Origin of the sequence: Naasia sp. (assembly GCF_025465545.1) — a bacterium.
Classification (GTDB): domain Bacteria; phylum Actinomycetota; class Actinomycetes; order Actinomycetales; family Microbacteriaceae; genus Naasia.
This window is the reverse complement of sequence record NZ_JAODMK010000003.1, coordinates 113793-131173: the sequence shown is the minus strand read 5'-3', so window position 1 is coordinate 131173 and position 17381 is coordinate 113793. Positions and strand designations below refer to the sequence as shown.

Here is a 17381-nt window from a genome sequence, read left to right as displayed (position 1 = left end):
CACCGATCATAGGCCGCAGCGCCCGATAGCCTTGCGATATGGCTCCCCACATCACCAAGGCGGTCATTCCTGCGGCCGGCCTCGGCACCCGGTTCCTTCCGGCCACCAAGGCCATGCCGAAGGAGATGCTGCCCGTCGTCGACAAGCCGGCGATCCAGTACGTCGTGGAGGAGGCCGTCGCTGCCGGCCTCACCGACCTGCTGATGGTCACCGGACGCAACAAGTACGCGCTCGAGAACCACTTCGACCGGGTGGCCGAACTCGAGGCGACCCTCGAGGCCAAGGGCGACCTCGCGAAGCTGCGCAGCGTCAACGAGTCCACCGGCATGGCCAACATCCACTACTTCCGCCAGGGCGACCCGAAGGGCCTCGGTCACGCGGTCCTCCAGGCGCGCATGCACGTCGGGCGCGAGCCGTTCGCGGTGCTCCTCGGCGACGACCTCATCGACGCCCGGGACCCGCTCCTGCAGCGGATGATCCTGGAGCAGGAGAAGCGCAACGCGAGCGTGGTCGCGCTGCTCGAGGTCGACCCGTCGCAGATCCACCTCTATGGCGCCGCGGCGGTCGAGGCGACCGACGACGAGGACGTCGTGCGCATCACCGGGCTAGTGGAGAAGCCGTCGGCCGAATCCGCGCCCTCGAACTTCGCCATCATCGGCCGCTACGTGCTGCGCCCTGAGGTGTTCGACGTGCTCGAGAAGACGGAGCCCGGCAAGGGCGGCGAGATCCAGCTGACCGACGCGCTGCAGCGGATGGCGGTGGCGCCCGACTGGACGGGTGGCGTCTACGGCGTGGTCTTCCGTGGCCGGCGCTACGACACCGGCGACAAGATCGACTACATCAAGGCGATCGTGCAGCTCGCGAGCGAGCGAGAGGACCTCGGCCCCGAGCTCCGGCCCTGGCTGAAGCAGTTCGTCGGAACGCTCCAGGATTAGCCCCGACGTGGCCATCATCCCGACCCTGCGGGAGGGGCGGATCACCATTCGCCCGATCCGCCTTCGCGACGCGCGCCCGCTCGAGCGGGAACTGCTCGACAACCGCGGCTGGCTGCGCCAGTGGGAGGCCACCAATCCGCGCGGGCCGATGAGCTTCGACACCCGCGCGAGCATCCGTGCCCTGCAGTCGAATGCCCGCACCGGCCAGGGGCTGCCGTTCATCATCGAGGTCGACGGCGAGCTCGCCGGGCAGCTCAACGTGTCCGGAATCGCCTACGGCTCCACCTCGTCGGCGTCGACCGGGTACTGGGTCGGCGAGCGCTTCGCGGGCGTCGGCGCGACGCCCACTGCGGTCGCGCTCGCGACCGACTACTGCTTCCAGCAGCTGGGCCTGCATCGGATGGAGATCTGCATCCGTCCGGAGAACGACAAGTCGCTGAGGGTGGTCGCCAAGCTCGGCTTCCGCTACGAGGGACTGCGGCGCCGCTTCATCCACATCAACGGGGACTGGCGCGACCACTTCTGCTTCGCGCTCGTCGCGGAGGAGATCCCGACCGGTGTGCTGCGCCGCTGGCTCGACGGCAAGGTGCCGACGGACGCCGCCCTCATCCCGGACGGCGATCGGGACGCGGCCGAGCGTCCCTTCCCGGCCTGATGACACGCTGAATCGCCGGGGACACGCCCTGTCCAATCCCCCGTTCGCGGGTCGTCCAGCCCTACCGTGAGCGCATGGGTGGAGAGAGTGCAGGTGGCGGGATCGTCATCGCCCTCGCGGCGGTGCTGTGGCTCGTGTATCTGATGCCCACGTGGATGCGCCGTCGCCAGTACCTGGCGACCGAGCGCAACGCGGTGCGGCTGCAGCAGACTCTGCGGATCCTGGCTGAGACGGCCGAGGTTCCCGCCGAGGTGCGCGCCGAGACGAACGCACGCAGTGTCGCCGAGCAGCACCGTGCCCTGCAGCAGGCCGCCCGGCAGGCGGAGGCCGTCGCCCGAGCTCAAGAGGCGGCCGCGTCGCGAGCCCTCTCGCGGAGCGCGCGGGCGCCCCGCGAGCCGAAGCAGAAGGCCGCCGCCGTGTCCGCGCTCGCCACGTCGCAGCTTCGCCGCTCCCGACTGCTCGCCTCGCTGGTTCTCGCGGTGTCCGGCGTGGGCGTGGTTCTCGGCGTGGCGCAGGTGCTCACCGCAGGCGCGTGGATCGTCGTGGCGGGCTCCAGCGTCGCGGCGCTCGGCTCCCTCGCGGTGCTTCAGCGCATCGCCACGGTCGTCGCAGCACGGCGTGCCAGCTCTGCCGTGGACAAGACCGTGTCCGTGGCGCAGCCGGTGCAGAGCTTCGTCGACTGGGAGCGCAGCGAGCCGGAGCGCCCCACCTGGACTCCGACTCCGCTGCCCAAGCCGCTGTATCTGTCCCGGCGGGAGCAGGCGCAGGCCGCGGTCGGCCCCACGCCGGCGCAGGAGTCCATCCGTGCCGCTGCCGCCCGTGCCGAGGAGGCGCTCCGGGCCGCCGCGGTGAAGGCGGAGGAGGCGCTGCGGGCGGTGGAGGACGACTCCGGAGTAACGCGCCTCGCCGATCGCATCCCCCGGGAGCGTCCCGCCGCCTCCGGCTATGCGGCGATGGGTGTCCTGGAGGACACGTCGCCGGGCATCACGGACCTCAACGACGTGCTCCGCCGCCGCCGCGCGGTCTGATCGCCCGCCCAGTAGGGCACGTCGCGCGGTGCCCACCCGGGTCGCGCGGTGGGTGACGTCACGCGTGCTGCGGAGACACGCCGCGTTCGACGCTCAGCACCGCGCGGAGCCCCTCGTACCGCACCCCGCGGATCGAGAGGCACCCTGAAACTGGTACTGTTGACGGGCACTTGGGCCTGTGGCGCAGTTGGTAGCGCGCTTCGTTCGCAATGAAGAGGTCAGGGGTTCGATTCCCCTCAGGTCCACAACGAGAAAGAGCGTCGCCTTCGGGCGGCGCTCTTTCTCGTTGCGGCCCTCAGGGATGCAGAAGCCGGTCGCAGGGTGGCCCGGCGCGCACGCCTGCGCGGGGATGGAATCCCCTCAGGCCCACGGTCGCCACTCGGCAGCTCCTCGTGACCGAGGAATCCATCCTGGCCCCCGAAAGGGGCGATGCGACGGCGTGCGTGTCGCGCCCCCGTTGACTGACCCGCCGATAGCGTTCGGCGAGGGGACGCACTGGGGCCTCGAACCGTGTCGTTCCGCGGATTCTCCGCCCCGATCGCGGCGATCCCGATCTGCTCTATCGAATCCACTCGAATTGAATGGGGAACACACACGTGTCCACGCACGAAAAGAAGTACCGGCTCACGCGGGCCCTCGGTCTCGGTCTCGGAGTGGCACTGGCGGCGGGCGCGGCGATCGCCTCCCCCGCCCAGGCAGAGGACCTGGTCCTCGACCCGGCGACCCACTCGGTGTTCGGCTATGTGGGGATCGGCACGGACTATGACGACGTCTCCTACGACTCGGAGATCTATGTCGGCGTCCAGTCGTCCTCCGACCTCGTCGGCGACCCGGTTCCGAGCACGACCACGAGCGGCGACGGCCAGGACTTCGGCGAGTTCGAGCTCGCGGGCCTCGCCGACGGCGACTACACGCTCGAGCTGTATGCCGTCGACGACAGTGTCTCCACAGATATCGCGACGGTCGACGTCACGGTCCAGGGCGACAACGCGTACGTGGATGAGGTCGTCTTCCTCGCGCCGGTCCCGCCCCTGCCGAGCATCGACGGCGCGTCCGTCACGGTCGCCGGCGTTCCTCTCGTCGGCAACACCCTCACGGGCAGCAGCACCGGCTGGCCCGCCGGCACGACGCTGACCTACCAGTGGGGCTACTCCGCCGGCCAGTCCGGCGGCGCCATCGACGGCGCCACATCGTCGACGCTCGCCCTGACCGACGACCTCAACGGCTACCAGCTCTCCTTCTTCGTGACCGGCACCCTGGACGGGTACAGCGACACCACCGTCTCGACGTTCATGGACAAGTGGGTCACGCAGGTCAAGAAGCCCGCGGCAGACGCGCCCGCCGCGAACTCCGGCGACCTCGTGACCTTCCTCTCCTCGAAGGGGTCCACCCCGACGGCGGCCGACACGGTCGGCCTGCCCTCCGGCGGCCTGAACCCCGAGAAGGACTACACGGCCAGCGTGCCCTGGGCCGAGGCGGCCGACTCCTACGTGGACGTCTACCTCTACTCCACCCCGACGTTCCTCGGCACCTTCCCGGTGATCGGCGGAGTGGTCCAGATCGATCTGAGCGCCTCGGTGCTCGCCGCCCTCGAGGGTGGCTCGCACACGCTGGTCGCCGTCGGCCAGACCTCCGGTGGCGTGCAGAGTGTCGCGCTGACGCTGACGCCGATGCTGGCCTCCACCGGCTTCGACCCGGTCCTGCCGCTCGGAATCGCCGCGGTGCTGCTCCTGCTGGGGGCGGCACTGCTGCTCCTGCGCCGCCGCACGGCGCAGGTCGGCATCTCCCGCTGACGGCGCGGAATCAGGGACGGCGTCGCCTTCGGGCGGCGCCGTTCCGCATGCTGGAGGATCACGGCCGACGAGGATTCCGCTCAAGACCCCGCATTGGGGCGGTCCGGTTCGCTGCGTGTCGCCCCGGGGCCCCTGACGCTGCGGATAGCTTTCGGCCAGGGCAGGCGACGGGGCTGCGCACGGCTCCTCAGAGGATCACATTCCCGTCATCGGCTTCTCCACCCGTCGAGATCCAGGCAGCGTGATTGGGGAACGTGCACATGTGGGCGCACTCGAAATGTCTCAGGGGACTCAGGCGAGTCCTCGCCCTGGGGCTGGGTGCTGTGCTCATGACCGGCACCTCTCTCGCCGACGCTGTGCCCGCCCACGCGGAGGCCGGTGTCACCGTCGCTGCCGTTCCCGCTGTTCACTCGGTCTCCGGCCGCGTCGGGATCCGAGACGGTGAAGAGCAGGTCAGCTACTTCGCCACGATCCGTGTGCAGATCGTGGAACTGGGGCTCGAGACCGAGACGACCGGCGACCCGGGCGACGGGGGCGGGTACAGCTTCGAGGACGTGCCGGACGGCGACTACACCCTCGAGTTCGTCTCCCAAGACGCCTATGCGCCCACAGCGACTGCGACCGTTCCGGTCTCGATCACGCCCCAGGATCCGGCCGAGTTCGAGCTCGCGAACGTGGACCTGGCTCCGCTGCCGGACCTTCCCGGCGGCGAGGTGCAGGTCACCGGCGACCAGATCGTCGGCCACACCGTGCAGGGGGAAGTGAGCGGATTCCCGGCGGGCACCCGCGTGGAGTACCAGTGGGGCTTCTCGACAGGGCAGAGCGGCGACACCCTCGAAGATGTCAACGACCCGACCCTCGTGGTCCCCAGGAGTGTCGCAGGCTATTTCCTGGCTCTGACGGTCACGGCGTTCCTCGAGGGCTACACCCCGACCTCGGAGTCCTACTTCTCGGCGGTGCGGACGGTAGACCCGCAACGGGATCCGATCGGTGCGCCCGTTGCGGACTCCGCAGAGCTGGACGAGTTCCTCACCCTGGCGGGGGCGACGCGAGGAACAAGCGAGTCCGCTGGTCTTCCCGCAGGCGGGCTCGACCCGGCGGAGGACTACAGCGCCGCGATCGCGTGGCAGTCGCCGGACTCCTTCGTGGACGTCTACGCCTTCTCCGCACCCGTGTTCGTCGGGACTTTCGCCGTGACCGACGGCACCCTCACCGTGGGCCTGTCCTCCGACCTCCTCAGCGAGATCGAAGTCGGCGTGCACACGCTGGTCGCCGTCGGTCAGTCGTCCGGTGCTGTCCAGTCGGTGGCCTTCGCGACGGGCCCGACGCTGGCGTCGACGGGATTCGACGCAGGGCTCCCGCTCGGCATCGCGATGGTGCTGCTCCTCCTGGGCGCCGCGCTGCTGCTCAGCAGCCCCACCGCTCGGTTGCGCTCGTTGAACTGACCGAACGCGTTCAGCGGGCGCCCCCCGGCCGTCAGTCGGCGCCCCTCCACGGGCGCGTTCCGCCGCGGCCGGCCGATCCCGCCTGAGAGTTCAACCCCTGACGCTCGCCCCGGTGCGGTGCTTCGGTGGGAGGAGGACGAGAGACGGGAGAACACGATGGAGATCGACAAGAGCACGATCATCGAGCACCTGAAGAGCCTCGGCAAGCACGACGAGGCGTCCAAGGCGGAATCCGAGCTCCCCGACAAGGTGGATTCGGACAACCACGGCGACCTGCTGCAGAAGTTCGGCGTGAACCCGCAGGACCTGCTCGGCAAGCTCGGCGGCATGTTCGGCCGCTGATCCGGCGGATTCGCAGGGGCGTCACCTTCCGGTGGCGCCCCTTCTCTCCGTGCCGGGCGGGGCCCGTTCGGCACTCGCAGGCCGGATCGCCGCAGAGCACGGCTTCGCCGGCTCCACCGTTGAGGAGGTCACCAGCCCGCGACCGCTGCGGTTGCCCGGGACGAGGCGCCCGCCGCAACCCCCGTGACCCGAGAAGTGGAGCCGTCTAGCGTCGAAGGATGATCCTCCTCTTCGGAACCCGGGCCACGGTGGAGACCCTGGCGATCGTCTCCTTCGTCTGCCACTACTGCGGGGTGGCCGCCCCGCAGGAGGTGTATCGCCGGGTCAATCGCTTCACGATCTTCTTTCTTCCCCTGTTCCGCCTCTCGACGCGCCACTTCGTGGAGTGCTCCAACTGTGCGGCGACGACCGCTCTCACCGAGGAGCAGGCGCGGAACGGGGCCGCCTATGCCGCCCAGCGGCGCACGACCGCCTGAGCCGCGGCACCCATCCACGCGCCGCGACGGCATTCCGCCTCGCCGGCGCAGGAGCGTGCGCTGCGAACGGCAGCGAGCTCCGCGTGCATCTCCGGACAGGAGCGGATCGACATCCCTCGCTCACGCGCCGCTCCGAGGATCCTGTCGAGGTGCGTCAGCTCCCGGTCGCGACGCGCAGAGGGCGGAACAGCTTGTGGGAATAGGTGTGCGGTCCGATCGACACCAGCGGACCGCCGGCCGGGGAGACGAACTCCACGTCGTACCCGAGAAGGAGCGTGCCGCTGACCTCAGTCATCGTCGGAGCTTCGCATCCGGCGCCGAGCAGACAGCAGCTCGATCTCGGGCCGGTCGGCGACGAAGCGCTCCACCGTGTCGAGCACCTCGATCAGGTGCGCCGCGTCTGCCGCCACCGCCGCGACCCCGACGGACGACCGCCGGTGCAGGTCCTGGTCGCCCACCTCGGCGGCGGAGAGGGCGAAGGTGCGCCGCAGCTCTGCGACGATCGGGCGCACGACAGCCCGCTTCTCCTTGAGGGAGTGCACGTCGCCGAGCAGGAGGTCGAATTCCATCCAGCCGATCCACACCCGTTCAGCGTGCCACGCACTGGCAGCCGCGCGCGCCGGGCTGGGCATGCGCCGGGAGCGCCGTGGCTGCCGACGGGGGCGTCGGTACGGTGGATTCGACGGAGGGCGGCGGATGAGAGTCGTGGTGGTCGGCGGCAGCGGCAATGTGGGCACGGCGGTGATCGAGCGGCTGCGCCAGGCGCCGGAGGTCACTGAGATCGTCGGCGTCTCACGCCGCCCGCCGAACACCGGTGGCGGCCCCTATGCGGGACTCCGCTGGCATGCCGTCGACGTCGGTGCGCCGGAGGCCGTCGAACGCCTGACGCCCGCCTTCGCGGGAGCGGACGCCGTGATCCTGCTCGCCTGGCTGCTGCAGCCCAACCGGGACGAGGCCACCATGTGGCGCACCAACGTCACGGGAACCCGCCATGTGCTGGACGCCGCCGCCGCGGCGGGAGTGACTCAGGTGGCCTGCGCGTCCTCCGTCGGCGCCTACAGTGCGGCGCCCAAGAGCATCAGGGTGGACGAGACCTGGCCGACGGGCGGCGTGCACACCTCGCACTATGCGCGGGAGAAGGCGGCGATGGAGCGGGTGCTCGACGCCTTCGAGGTGCGGCATCCCGGCGTCATCCTGACGCGGCTTCGGCCCGGCCTCGTGATGCAGGCCCCCGCCGCAGAGGGCATCCGCCGGCTGTTCCTCGGCCGCTGGTTCCCCACCGGCTGGATCACCCGGGTACGGGTGCCCATCGTGCCCCTGCCCAGCACCACGATCGCGCAGGTGGTGCACGCCTCGGACCTCGCCGACGCCTTCTGGCGCTCCCTCGAGCGGCGGGCGGGCGGGGCGTTCAACATCGCGGCGGAGCCGGTGGTCACCCCTGAACTCGTCGCGTCGCTCCTCGGCGGCCGGCATGTGCCGTTCCGGGCCGGTGCCACGCGTCGCCTGCTCTGGGCGGCCTGGAAGCTTCGGCTCGTGGCCATGGATCCGGGGTGGATCGACCTGGCCACGAACATCCCGGTCCTGTCGACCGAGCGCGCCCGGCGCGTGCTCGGGTGGTCGCCTCGTGTGGACGCCCGTGCTGCCCTCGCCGAGATGCTCGAGGCGGTCTCCCGCCATGACTCGATCGACCAGTCGCCGCCGCTGGCGCGCGGCGGCACGTCCACCCCATAGGGCAGGAGGGAGGCGCGACGTGGGCTTCACCGCGGCAGAACTCGAGGCATACCGCGACGCCGTCGTGCCGGATCTGGTCGCGCCAGGTGTGCGGCTGCTCTTCGTCGGCATCAACCCGAGCCTGTGGACGGCGGCGACGGGCGCGCCGTTCTCCCGCCCCGGCAACCGCTTCTATCCGGCCCTTGCCGCGGCGGGCATCACCTCGCGGGAGCTGCGGCCGGCCGCCGGACTGACCCAGGAGGATCGGGCGGAGCTGGTCGGTCGGGGCATCGGCATCACCAACCTGGTGCGCCGAGCGACCGTGCGCGCCGACGAGCTCTCCGCCGCCGAGCTGCGGGAGGGAGCGGAGCGGCTGCACGGGACCGTGTCCAGGTGGTCGCCGGAGGTCGTGGCGGTGGCGGGAGTCACGGCCTACCGCGTCGCCTTCGGGCTGCCGAAGGCGCGGGCGGGACGCCAGCCCGAGAACCTCGAAGGTGCGGCTCTCTGGGTGGTGCCGAACCCGAGCGGCCTCAACGCGCACGACACGGTGACCTCGCTCGCCGCAGCCTATGCGGCTCCCGCTCGCGCGGCCGGCCTCCTCCCGCCGACGGACTGAGGCGGCTCGCTCAGCTCTCCTCGTGCCTCGCGTACTCGTCGAGGAGACGCCGCGCGCGCTCGCCGTCGGCGCCCTCCTGGGCGAGGCTCGAGCGCATCTGCTCGAGCTTCTCCTTTCCGGCGGGGAACGGCGGCAGCAGCGGGATCGAAGGGTCGGTGAGGAACTCGAGCACGACCGGACGGTCGGCGGTGAGCGCCGCATCCCACGCGGGGCCGATGTCCTCCGATCGCTGCACCCGGATGCCGGTCATTCCCAGCAGGTCCGCGTACCGGGCGAAGGGGAAGTCCGGAAGGGCCTGGCTGGGAGGGAACCGGGGAGCGCCCTCCATCTCGCGCTGCTCCCAGCTGACCTCCGCCAGATCACCGTTGTTGAGCACACAGACGACGAAGCGCGGGTCGGCCCATCCGGGCCAGAGGCGGGCGACCGTGATCAGCTCCGCGACGCCGGTCATCTGCATCGCGCCGTCCCCGGCGAGCACGACGACCGGTCGGTCCGCAGCGGCGAGCTTGGCCGCGATCCCGTACGGCACGCCGCAGCCCATCGAGGCGAGCGTGCCGGACAGATGCGCGGGCACGCCGAGCGGAAGCCGGAGCTGCCGGGCGTACCAGTACACGACGCTGCCCACGTCGACGGCGACCTGCGCGCTGTCGGGCAGCCGGCCGGTCAGCTCGCGCAGCACGAGCTCGGGGTTGAGCGGCTCGCCCGGAACCTTCGCCCGCCGCTGCGCTATCTCCTCCCACCGGCGGACCTGGGCCTCCACCTGCTTCCGCCAGCCCCGATCCTGCTGCTCCTCGACGAGGTCGAGCAGTGCGCTCAGGGTGCGGGCCGCGTCGCCGACGAGGCCCACCTCGATCGGGAAGCGGTTGCCGAGGGAGCGACCGTCGAGATCGATCTGCACTGCCCTCGCCTGGCCGAGCGGGGGATAGAACTCGGTCCACGGGTCGTTCGTCCCGACGAGGAGGAGCGTGTCGCACTCGCCCAGCAGGAACGCGCTCGCGGTGGTGCCCAGGTGACCCATGGTGCCGACCACGAAGGGGAGGGTCTCGTCGAGCCACGGCTTGCCGAGGAGGCTCGTCGCAACGCCCGCGCCGAGCTTCTCGGCCAGCGCGAGGACCTCGGCGGAGGCCGAGCGGGCGCCCTGGCCGACGAGGAAGGCCACCTTGGAGCCGCTCGTCAGCACGGCGGCGGCGGCACGGAGGTCCGCCGCCTGGGGCACGACCACCGGGGCGGTGTACTCCGCGGCGGTCGCCACGATGCCGTGCGACGCCTCCAGCTCGACCGCAGCGGCCTTCTGGATGTCGTGCGGCACGATCACCACGGTGGGGGAGCGGGTGGCGAGGGCGGTGCGGATCGCCCGATCGAGCACCGAGGGCAGCTGCTCCGGAGTCGACACGAGCTGCGCATACTGAGCGGCCACATCGGAGAACAGCTGGAGCAGGTTGACCTCCTGCATGTACCCCGCGCCGAGCGCGCTGCGGCTCTGCTGGCCCACGATCGCGACCACCGGCACCCCGTCCAGCTTCGCGTCGTAGAGCCCGTTGAGGAGATGGATGGCACCCGGCCCCTGGGTGGAGGTGACCACTCCCACCGTTCCGGTGTACTTGGCATGGCCGACCGCCATGAAGGCGGCGTTCTCCTCGTGCCGGGCCTGCACGAACTCGATCGCGCCGTCGGCGTCCTGCAGCGCCTTCAGGAAGCCGTTGATGCCGTCCCCGCTGTAGCCGAAGATGCGCCGCACGCCCCACTCGCGGAGCCTCTCGACCATCTGGTCGGACACCGTCCTGTCGGTCATCGGGACCTCGCTTCCTGCTCGCCCTCCCACCCTCGCACCGGGCGGACCGGCGGCCGCAGGCCTTGACAGCGCTGCGCTGAGCGCGCCGATGCCCGGGTCGGCGGGAGAAGTCAACGCCTCGCCCCGGCAGCGTCCGGGTTCGTACGCTTCGAGGCATGACTGCGGACAAGGTGACGGTGCTCATCCTCGGGGCGGGAGGCGACCTGACCAAACGACTGCTGCTTCCGGGGCTCGCCAGCCTGCTCGCCCGATACGACTACGACGTGCAGGTGATCGGCTCGGGAATCGGCGAGCGCAGCGACGAGGAGTGGGCCCAGGTGATCCGCGACTCCTTCGCGGAGGGGCAGGAGCACGCGGATGGGGACCAGCCGCTGCCGCCGTCGCGCTGGATCACCGCCGACGCCACCGACGCGGACCAGCTGCAGGAGCTGCTGAACGCGTGCGACGGCGCCCCGGTGATCTACTTCGCCCTGCCGCCCGCCGTCACCGCCAAGGTGTGCGCGGCGCTCGCGCACCTCGACCTGCCGGAGGGCACCCGGCTCGCCCTGGAGAAGCCGTTCGGCGTCGACCTGGCGAGCGCCCGCAAGCTCAACCGCCTCATCTCCCGGGTCCTTCCCGAGGAGGACGTCTACCGGATCGACCACTTCCTCGGCATGTCCACCGTGCTCAACATCCTCGGGCTGCGCTTCACCAACCAGCTGCTGGAACCGGTCTGGAACGCCGGCACGATCGACCGGGTGGAGATCGTGTTCGATGAGACGCTCGGCCTGGAGGGGCGTGGCGGCTACTACGACTCGGCGGGCGCCCTGGTCGACATGCTGCAGAGCCATCTGCTCGAGGTTCTCGCCCTCGTCGCCATGGAGGCTCCTCCCCGCGTGGACGAGCGCGAGCTCCGCTCCAATGCGGCGCAGGTGCTGCGCAACACCCGGGTCTGGAAGGACGACCCGGTGGCCGCGAGCCACCGGGCCCGCTACAGCGCGGGGACGGTGAAGGGGCGGAAGCTTCCGTCCTACGCCGACGAGGAGGGCGTCGATCGCAGCAGGGAGACCGAGACCCTCGCCCAGGTCACCTTCGAGGTGAACACGCAGCGCTGGCGGGGAGTGCCCTTCGTGCTGCGCTCCGGCAAGGCGATCGCCGAATACTCCACTGAGATCCGCATCGTCTTCAAGCCGGTCCCGCCGATCCCCGGTCTGGCCGGCTCGCCGGACCCCGATCGCATCGTGCTGGACCTGCTCGCGGGCAGCGTGCTGCTCGAGCTCACCACCAACGGGACCGGGGATCCCTTCCGCCTCGAGCAGGCGCGGCTGGAGGCCCAGGAGCCCAAGGGGGAGCTGCTGCCCTATGGGCAGGTCCTGCGCGGGATCCTCGACGGCGACCCCCTGCTGTCGGTCCGCGGCGACATCGCCGAGGAGTGCTGGCGCATCGTCACCCCGGTGCTCGACGCCTGGCGCGCGAACAGGGTGCCGCTCGAGGAGTATCCGGCCGGCTCCGCCGGGCCCGAAGGCTGGTGAGGCGTCAGGACCGGTCGTCCTGCTGACGGTCCTCGTCCTTGCCGCGCACGAACGGCAGCCGGTCCTCGTTGCCCCGCTCCGCCGCCGCGATCGCATCGGCCGCGCGCACCAGCGTGAGGTGCGACAGCGCCTGCGGGGTGTTGCCCATCTGCGTGCGGTTGCCGGTGTCGTACTCCTCGCTGAGCAGTCCCACGTCGTTGCGGAAGGACACGAGCCGCTCCATCAGGCGGCGGGCGTCGTCGACCCTGCCGGATGCGGCGTACTGCTCCACCAGCCAGAACGAGCAGGCGAGGAACGGATGCTCGGTGCCGGAGAGCCCGTCCACTCCTGACTCGGTGCGGTAGCGGAGCAGCAGGCCGTCGGTCATCAGCTCCTCCTCCATCGCCTTCACCGTGCCGAGCATCTTCGGGTCGTCGGCCGCGAGAAAGCCGATCTGCGGCAGCTGCAGGAGGGCGGCGTCCACTCCCGGCGCCCCGTAGTGCTGCACGAAGGTGTTCCGCTCGGTGTCGAAGCCCCGTTCGTAGATCTCGTCGCGCACCCGGTCGCGGAGTGTCTCCCAGCGCTCGACCGGCCCGTCGAGTCCGAACTCGCGAACGCCGCGCACCGCCCGATCGAAGGCGGCCCACACCATGGCCCGGGAGTGCGTGAAGTGCTGCTCCTGGCCGCGGATCTCCCAGATGCCGCGGTCCGGCTGCTCCCAGTTCTGCTCCAGGAAGCCGAGCAGCGCTCGCTGCAGCGGCCAGGAGAACCGGGACTCGTCCATGCCGGCCTTGCGGGCGGAGTGCAGGGCGATCATCACCTCGCCGAAGATGTCCCACTGGCGCTGCAGGTAGGCGGCGTTGCCGACCCTGACGGGGACCGCTCCGCCGTGCCCGCTCAGGTGGGGCAGCTCGTACTCCGCCAGCCGGCGCTCGCCGCCGATGCCGTACATGATCTGCACGTCGGCCGGGTCCCCGGCGATGGCGCGCAGCAGCCAGGTGCGCCACTTCTCGGCCTCCTCGCGGTACCCGTGGGTCATCAGGACCTCGATGGTGAGAGCTGCGTCCCGCAGCCACACGTAGCGGTAGTCCCAGTTGCGCTCGCCGCCCGCCGACTCGGGGAGGCTCGTGGTCGCCGCGGCGACGATCCCGCCCGTGTCCTCGTGGGTGAGCGCCCGCAGCACGAGCAGTGACCGCTGCACCGCCTCGTCGAACGGCGACGGCGGCTCGCTGCGCGCCGCCCAGTCCGTCCACCAGCGGGTGGTGCGCTCGAGCCCCTTGTCGACGTCGACGGGAGCGGGCGGCTCCCGATGCGACGGATACCAGGTGAGGACCAGGTCCACCGTGTCGCCCTCGCCGACGGCGAAGGTGGCCGAGTGCGCGAGGCCCGAGGCCGTGAGGCGGGGCCCGCGCACGACCACCGCGTCCGGACCCGCGGTGGCGACCAGTGCGTTGCCGCCGTGGTACGGGATCTGGCGCACCCAGGGGACCGCCTCGCCGTAGGCGAAGCGGATCCGGATCCGCTCCCTGAACTCGACCGTGCCCGACAGTCCCCTGACACGGCGGACGATGTTGGCGCGACGGTCCAGCATCGGCATGAACTCGAGGACCTCCGCCTCGCCGCCGGCCGTTCGCCACACCGATCGCAGCACGAAGGTGCCGGGGAGGTAGGCGCGCTGCACCGTCGCCGCCTCGTCGGTGGGGGCGAGGCTCCAGTGCCCCGCCTCGGCGCTGTCGAGAAGAGCGCCGAACAGGGATGGGGCGTCGAACCGGGGCATGCAGAGCCAGTCCATGGAGCCGCCGCGGGAGATGAGCGCAGCGGTGTGGCAGTCGCCGATGATGGCGTAGTCCTCGATCGGAGTCGTGGGGGCGGGCATCGCAGATCCTCTCGCGGGCGGCCTTCCGGGGCATCACCGGTGTCCGACGCTAGGCCGCGAAGATGGATGTCCACCACTCGTTGCGCCGACCGTGCCCGACGCTCTAGGGCTCCGGTAGGGCCAGCCGCTGCTGCGGATCAGGCCACGTCCTGCAGGCGGATCGGCCGGACGACCGTCTGCACCGGTTCCCGCACCCACCAGTCCCCGGTGTCGCGCTTCTCGGCCCGGGTCGTGAACCGGTAGCTGAACAGGCGCGCACGGATCCAGCGCGGGGGGGCGCCGGCGAACGGATCCCTGCGCAGCAGGCGCAGCACGGCCGGGTCCGCTTCGAGCAGCTTGCGCAGGAAGACGGTGAACCAGCGGCTGTCGCCGCCGAGCGGCAGGAACCACATCAGCCAGTCGAGGCGCAGGTGGTAGGGCGCGAACTGGCGGGGCATGCGGTGCGGATCGCCCGGCTTGCCCTTGAACTCGTACTCCTGCCAGTCGTCCTCGCGGGGACGCGCGGCGTCCGCGCCCTCCACGATCACCTCGTAGCGGCGCCGGGTGACGCTGCCGAACGCGCCGTAGGCGTTGACGAGGTGCCAGCGGTTGAAGCTCGCGTTCATCAGCTGGTTGCGGGACAGCAGGTTGCGCGCGGGCCACCAGCTCAGCAGCACGAGCAGACCGGTGACGAGAAGGGTGACGACGAGCCAGTACAGGGGCAGCGGAACCGGCTCGGCGAAGCCGATGCGGCCGATCGGGAGCAGGGCCTCGATCACGCTGTCGCTGACGACCGAGAAGGCGAGGATCATCGTGAGCGCGTTCAGCCAGGCGAAGTTGCCGCTGACCACGAGCCACAGCTGGGTCAGGACCACGATCAGGCCGGCGACGCTGGCGATCGGCTGGGGTGCGAACAGGAAGAACGGCACGATCAGCTGGGTGATGTGATTGCCGAGCACCTCGAGGCGGTGCACGGGCGCCGGCAGCAGGTGGGCGGACCTGCTCATCATGTTCGGCATCGGCTGGGTCTCGTGGTGGTAGTAGAGCGCGGTCAGGTCGCGCCAGGCCTCGTCGCCGCGCACCTTGATGAGCCCGGCACCGAACTCGAGGCGGAAGACCAGCCAGGCGAGGAGAAGCAGGATCGTCGTCGGGGGCGGCACCTGGTCGGAGCCGAGGAAGGCGACCGTGAATCCCGCCTCGAGCAGGAGCGTCTCCCAGCCGAAGCCGTAGAACGTCTGGCCGACGTCGACGATCGACAGGTACAGGCCCCAGAGGGCGAGGAACGCGAGGAGCGGCACCCACGGAGGGCCGAGCTGCGGCAGTCCGGCGACCAGCAGGACCGCGATGCCGGCTCCCGTGCACGCGACGATCCGGAGCAGGCGGTCGGAGTAGCGCCACCGGAACAGCGTCGGCCCGAGGGTCGTGCCGGCCCTGGCCAGGAGGCGGGGCACCGGCAGCAGGCCGTGCTCGCCGAGGAGCGCAGGGAACTGCGCCGCCGTGGAGAGGAAGGCGATCAGGAAGACGGCCGCGACGCCTCGCTGCAGGACCTGCCGGGCGAAGTCGTAGTCCGTGGCCGAGAACCACTCCATGCTCGGACGCTAGGCCGCACCGGGGGTCCGCGGAAGGGAGTTGACCCGCGCACGAGAGTGGGCACTGGATCCGGGCAGGCTGAGAGCAGCGCCGAGCGGAGGCTCGCGGTCAGGAGCCGGCGAGCGCCTCGCTGACGTCGGTGACTGCCATGACGGCTCCTCTTCTCGCGCGACGGCATCCTGCCGTGGGACGGCGGCCGGACTCAGAGCGCGCTGATCCGCCAGGATCCCGTGAAGCTCGCCCCCGGCTGGAGGATCAGGAGATCCGTGCCCGAGTTGAACGCGTCGGGCGGGCAGGTCATCGCCTCCACCGCGATGGCCCGGCGGTTCAGCCCCGGGTCAGGAAGGTCGGACGTGAAGACCTGGACCCAGGAGTATTCGGGGCCCCAGCTCAGTGCGACGCCGGTGCCCGAGGGAGCGGTCGCGTGGACGACAGCGCGGCCGTCCGCTCCGCGTTCGAGCGCAGTGAAGGCGTGGTCCATCCGGGTGTCGCCGATCGGCCGTTCCGTCCGGAAGTCCAGCTTCTCCGGGACCGGCACGAGCGCGACCGGCGAGAGCCGCTCATCCACCTCGAGGACCTCGGCCGCCGGCAGGAGCAGCGTCCAGTCGTCGATGAGGCCGTCGCCTGCCACCAGGTAGGGGTGGGCCGCCGTGCCGAAGGGCGCAGGGGATTCACCGGTGTTGGTCGCGGTCATGGCGCACTCCAGGCCCTGCTCGTCGAGCCGGTAGCGCACGCTCACCTGCACCCGGTGCGGGTAGCCGCTCTGGGGTGGCACGGTGACGGCGAGCGTGACCGAATCGCCGGTCTGCTCGACCACCGCCCAGTCGAGCCAGACCGCGAGACCGTGCAGGGCGTGCCCGCGCTCGGGCTCGGTGATGGCCAGCTGCTGGTTCTCGCCCGCGAAGCTGTACCGGCCATCGACCACCCGGTTCGGCCAGGGGACGAGCGTGGCACCCAGGTAGCGGGGCCGCACCTCGTTCTCGTCGAACGCCCGCACGAGGTCGCGCCCCTTGTGCCGAAGGGTGCGCAGGGTGGAGCCGATGCTGGCGATGTCGGCGGTGTAGTCGCCGGACTCGATGCTGGACTGGATGCCGGAGAGAGGGGTCACCCTGGAATTCTCTCCCTGAACGCCTCGCCTCTGCACCGGACAGGATGAGCGCCGATAATGACCCGGTGATCTCCGTGCCGCTCGCCCGTGCCCTCCGAACGGCAGGCCTGCGCTGGAAGCCTGCATCGGGCGACCGGTTCAGCCTCGATCTGGCGGAGACGCTCGGCGACGTGTTCACGATCAGCGAGATGACCGTGGAAGCGCACAGCTACCCGACCGGCACCATCCTCGGCTTCAACGGCACCACGGAGTGGGCACTCGACTCGGTCGCCATGGACGACGCCCTCTGGCTGCCGCGCGAGGACCAGCTGCGCGAGCTGCTGCGTGCCACATTCCGGGCGCTGCGGCGCGCGGGCACGGATGAGGCGGAGGTGTTCGAGGTCGACATCGTGCTCCGCGGCGAGGCGCTGACGTTCTCGGCCGAGAGCGCGGACGATGCGTACGCCGAAGCGCTGCTGACCCTCGTGGCCGGGTCTGCCTTCGAGTGAGGGACATTCGGGCTTCGGTCTGGCGAGTCGCGAGGAGTTCGCGCAGGATAGGTGATCG

17 protein-coding genes and 1 tRNA gene are annotated in these 17381 nt (G+C 70.9%); 12 read left to right on the top strand and 6 right to left on the bottom strand.

Going from position 1 to position 17381, the window contains the following annotated elements; genetic code table 11:
• Positions 1 to 38 precede the first annotated feature (38 nt).
• The 8 genes from galU to JWR33_RS01235 all read left to right on the top strand — a co-directional run bounded on the left by galU (position 39) and on the right by JWR33_RS01235 (position 6674).
• Positions 39 to 935: a UTP--glucose-1-phosphate uridylyltransferase GalU gene (gene galU / locus JWR33_RS01270; RefSeq protein ID WP_297408688.1), complete on the top strand. Its 897-nt coding sequence runs from the start codon at positions 39 to 41 to the stop codon at positions 933 to 935.
• Positions 936 to 942: 7 nt separating this feature from the next.
• Complete coding sequence (locus tag JWR33_RS01265) at positions 943 to 1590, top strand: GNAT family protein (RefSeq protein WP_297408686.1); 648 nt, start codon at positions 943 to 945, stop codon at positions 1588 to 1590.
• A gap of 74 nt (positions 1591 to 1664) precedes the next feature.
• The gene (locus tag JWR33_RS01260) at positions 1665 to 2618 is read left to right on the top strand and encodes a hypothetical protein (protein ID WP_297408684.1); all 954 of its coding nucleotides are present in this window, start codon (positions 1665 to 1667) and stop codon (positions 2616 to 2618) included.
• Positions 2619 to 2790: 172 nt separating this feature from the next.
• Positions 2791 to 2863, top strand: a tRNA-Ala gene (locus tag JWR33_RS01255).
• 351 nt (positions 2864 to 3214) lie between these two features.
• Positions 3215 to 4411: a hypothetical protein gene (locus JWR33_RS01250; RefSeq protein WP_297408681.1), complete on the top strand. Its 1197-nt coding sequence runs from the start codon at positions 3215 to 3217 to the stop codon at positions 4409 to 4411.
• Positions 4412 to 4740: 329 nt separating this feature from the next.
• The gene (locus tag JWR33_RS01245; protein WP_297408679.1) at positions 4741 to 5856 is read left to right on the top strand and encodes a hypothetical protein; all 1116 of its coding nucleotides are present in this window, start codon (positions 4741 to 4743) and stop codon (positions 5854 to 5856) included.
• A 156-nt stretch (positions 5857 to 6012) separates the two neighbouring features.
• Positions 6013 to 6198, top strand: coding sequence for a hypothetical protein (locus tag JWR33_RS01240; protein ID WP_297408677.1), 186 nt, complete (start codon positions 6013 to 6015; stop codon positions 6196 to 6198).
• Between the two features lie 218 nt (positions 6199 to 6416).
• The gene (locus tag JWR33_RS01235) at positions 6417 to 6674 is read left to right on the top strand and encodes a zinc-ribbon domain-containing protein (protein WP_297408675.1); all 258 of its coding nucleotides are present in this window, start codon (positions 6417 to 6419) and stop codon (positions 6672 to 6674) included.
• A gap of 154 nt (positions 6675 to 6828) precedes the next feature.
• Here the strand turns inward: JWR33_RS01235 and JWR33_RS01230 are convergent, their stop codons facing one another.
• On the bottom strand, positions 6829 to 6969 hold the full coding sequence (locus tag JWR33_RS01230; protein ID WP_297408673.1) for a hypothetical protein: 141 nt from the start codon (positions 6967 to 6969) through the stop codon (positions 6829 to 6831).
• Positions 6962 to 7258 (bottom strand): DUF503 domain-containing protein, encoded by a 297-nt coding sequence (locus tag JWR33_RS01225; RefSeq protein ID WP_297408671.1) that lies wholly within the window; start codon positions 7256 to 7258, stop codon positions 6962 to 6964. Before JWR33_RS01225 ends, JWR33_RS01230 begins: the two co-directional genes overlap by 8 nt.
• A gap of 112 nt (positions 7259 to 7370) precedes the next feature.
• Here JWR33_RS01225 and JWR33_RS01220 point away from each other — a divergent pair, with 112 nt between their 5' ends.
• Both JWR33_RS01220 and JWR33_RS01215 read left to right on the top strand, forming a co-directional pair.
• Positions 7371 to 8405, top strand: coding sequence for an NAD-dependent epimerase/dehydratase family protein (locus tag JWR33_RS01220; RefSeq protein WP_297408669.1), 1035 nt, complete (start codon positions 7371 to 7373; stop codon positions 8403 to 8405).
• A gap of 19 nt (positions 8406 to 8424) precedes the next feature.
• Entirely contained in the window at positions 8425 to 9000 is a 576-nt protein-coding gene (locus tag JWR33_RS01215; protein WP_297408667.1) for a mismatch-specific DNA-glycosylase, read from the top strand.
• Positions 9001 to 9010: 10 nt separating this feature from the next.
• On the opposite strand, the gene JWR33_RS01210 is transcribed toward JWR33_RS01215, so the two are convergent.
• A complete protein-coding gene (locus tag JWR33_RS01210) occupies positions 9011 to 10792 on the bottom strand; it encodes a thiamine pyrophosphate-requiring protein (RefSeq protein ID WP_297408665.1) in 1782 nt (593 codons plus the stop codon).
• Positions 10793 to 10947: 155 nt separating this feature from the next.
• Between JWR33_RS01210 and JWR33_RS01205 the strand changes: the two genes are divergently transcribed.
• A complete protein-coding gene (locus JWR33_RS01205) occupies positions 10948 to 12303 on the top strand; it encodes a glucose-6-phosphate dehydrogenase (RefSeq protein WP_297408663.1) in 1356 nt (451 codons plus the stop codon).
• A 4-nt stretch (positions 12304 to 12307) separates the two neighbouring features.
• Here JWR33_RS01205 and JWR33_RS01200 read toward each other — a convergent pair whose 3' ends face one another.
• The 3 genes from JWR33_RS01200 to JWR33_RS01190 all read right to left on the bottom strand — a co-directional run bounded on the left by JWR33_RS01200 (position 12308) and on the right by JWR33_RS01190 (position 16835).
• Positions 12308 to 14158, bottom strand: coding sequence for a glycoside hydrolase family 15 protein (locus JWR33_RS01200; protein ID WP_297408661.1), 1851 nt, complete (start codon positions 14156 to 14158; stop codon positions 12308 to 12310).
• 137 nt (positions 14159 to 14295) lie between these two features.
• The gene (locus JWR33_RS01195; RefSeq protein ID WP_297408659.1) at positions 14296 to 15726 is read right to left on the bottom strand and encodes a lipase maturation factor family protein; all 1431 of its coding nucleotides are present in this window, start codon (positions 15724 to 15726) and stop codon (positions 14296 to 14298) included.
• A 203-nt stretch (positions 15727 to 15929) separates the two neighbouring features.
• On the bottom strand, positions 15930 to 16835 hold the full coding sequence (locus tag JWR33_RS01190) for an aldose 1-epimerase family protein (protein WP_297408657.1): 906 nt from the start codon (positions 16833 to 16835) through the stop codon (positions 15930 to 15932).
• 65 nt (positions 16836 to 16900) lie between these two features.
• Between JWR33_RS01190 and JWR33_RS01185 the strand changes: the two genes are divergently transcribed.
• A complete protein-coding gene (locus tag JWR33_RS01185; RefSeq protein ID WP_297408743.1) occupies positions 16901 to 17323 on the top strand; it encodes a pilus assembly protein CpaE in 423 nt (140 codons plus the stop codon).
• Positions 17324 to 17381 lie beyond the last annotated feature (58 nt).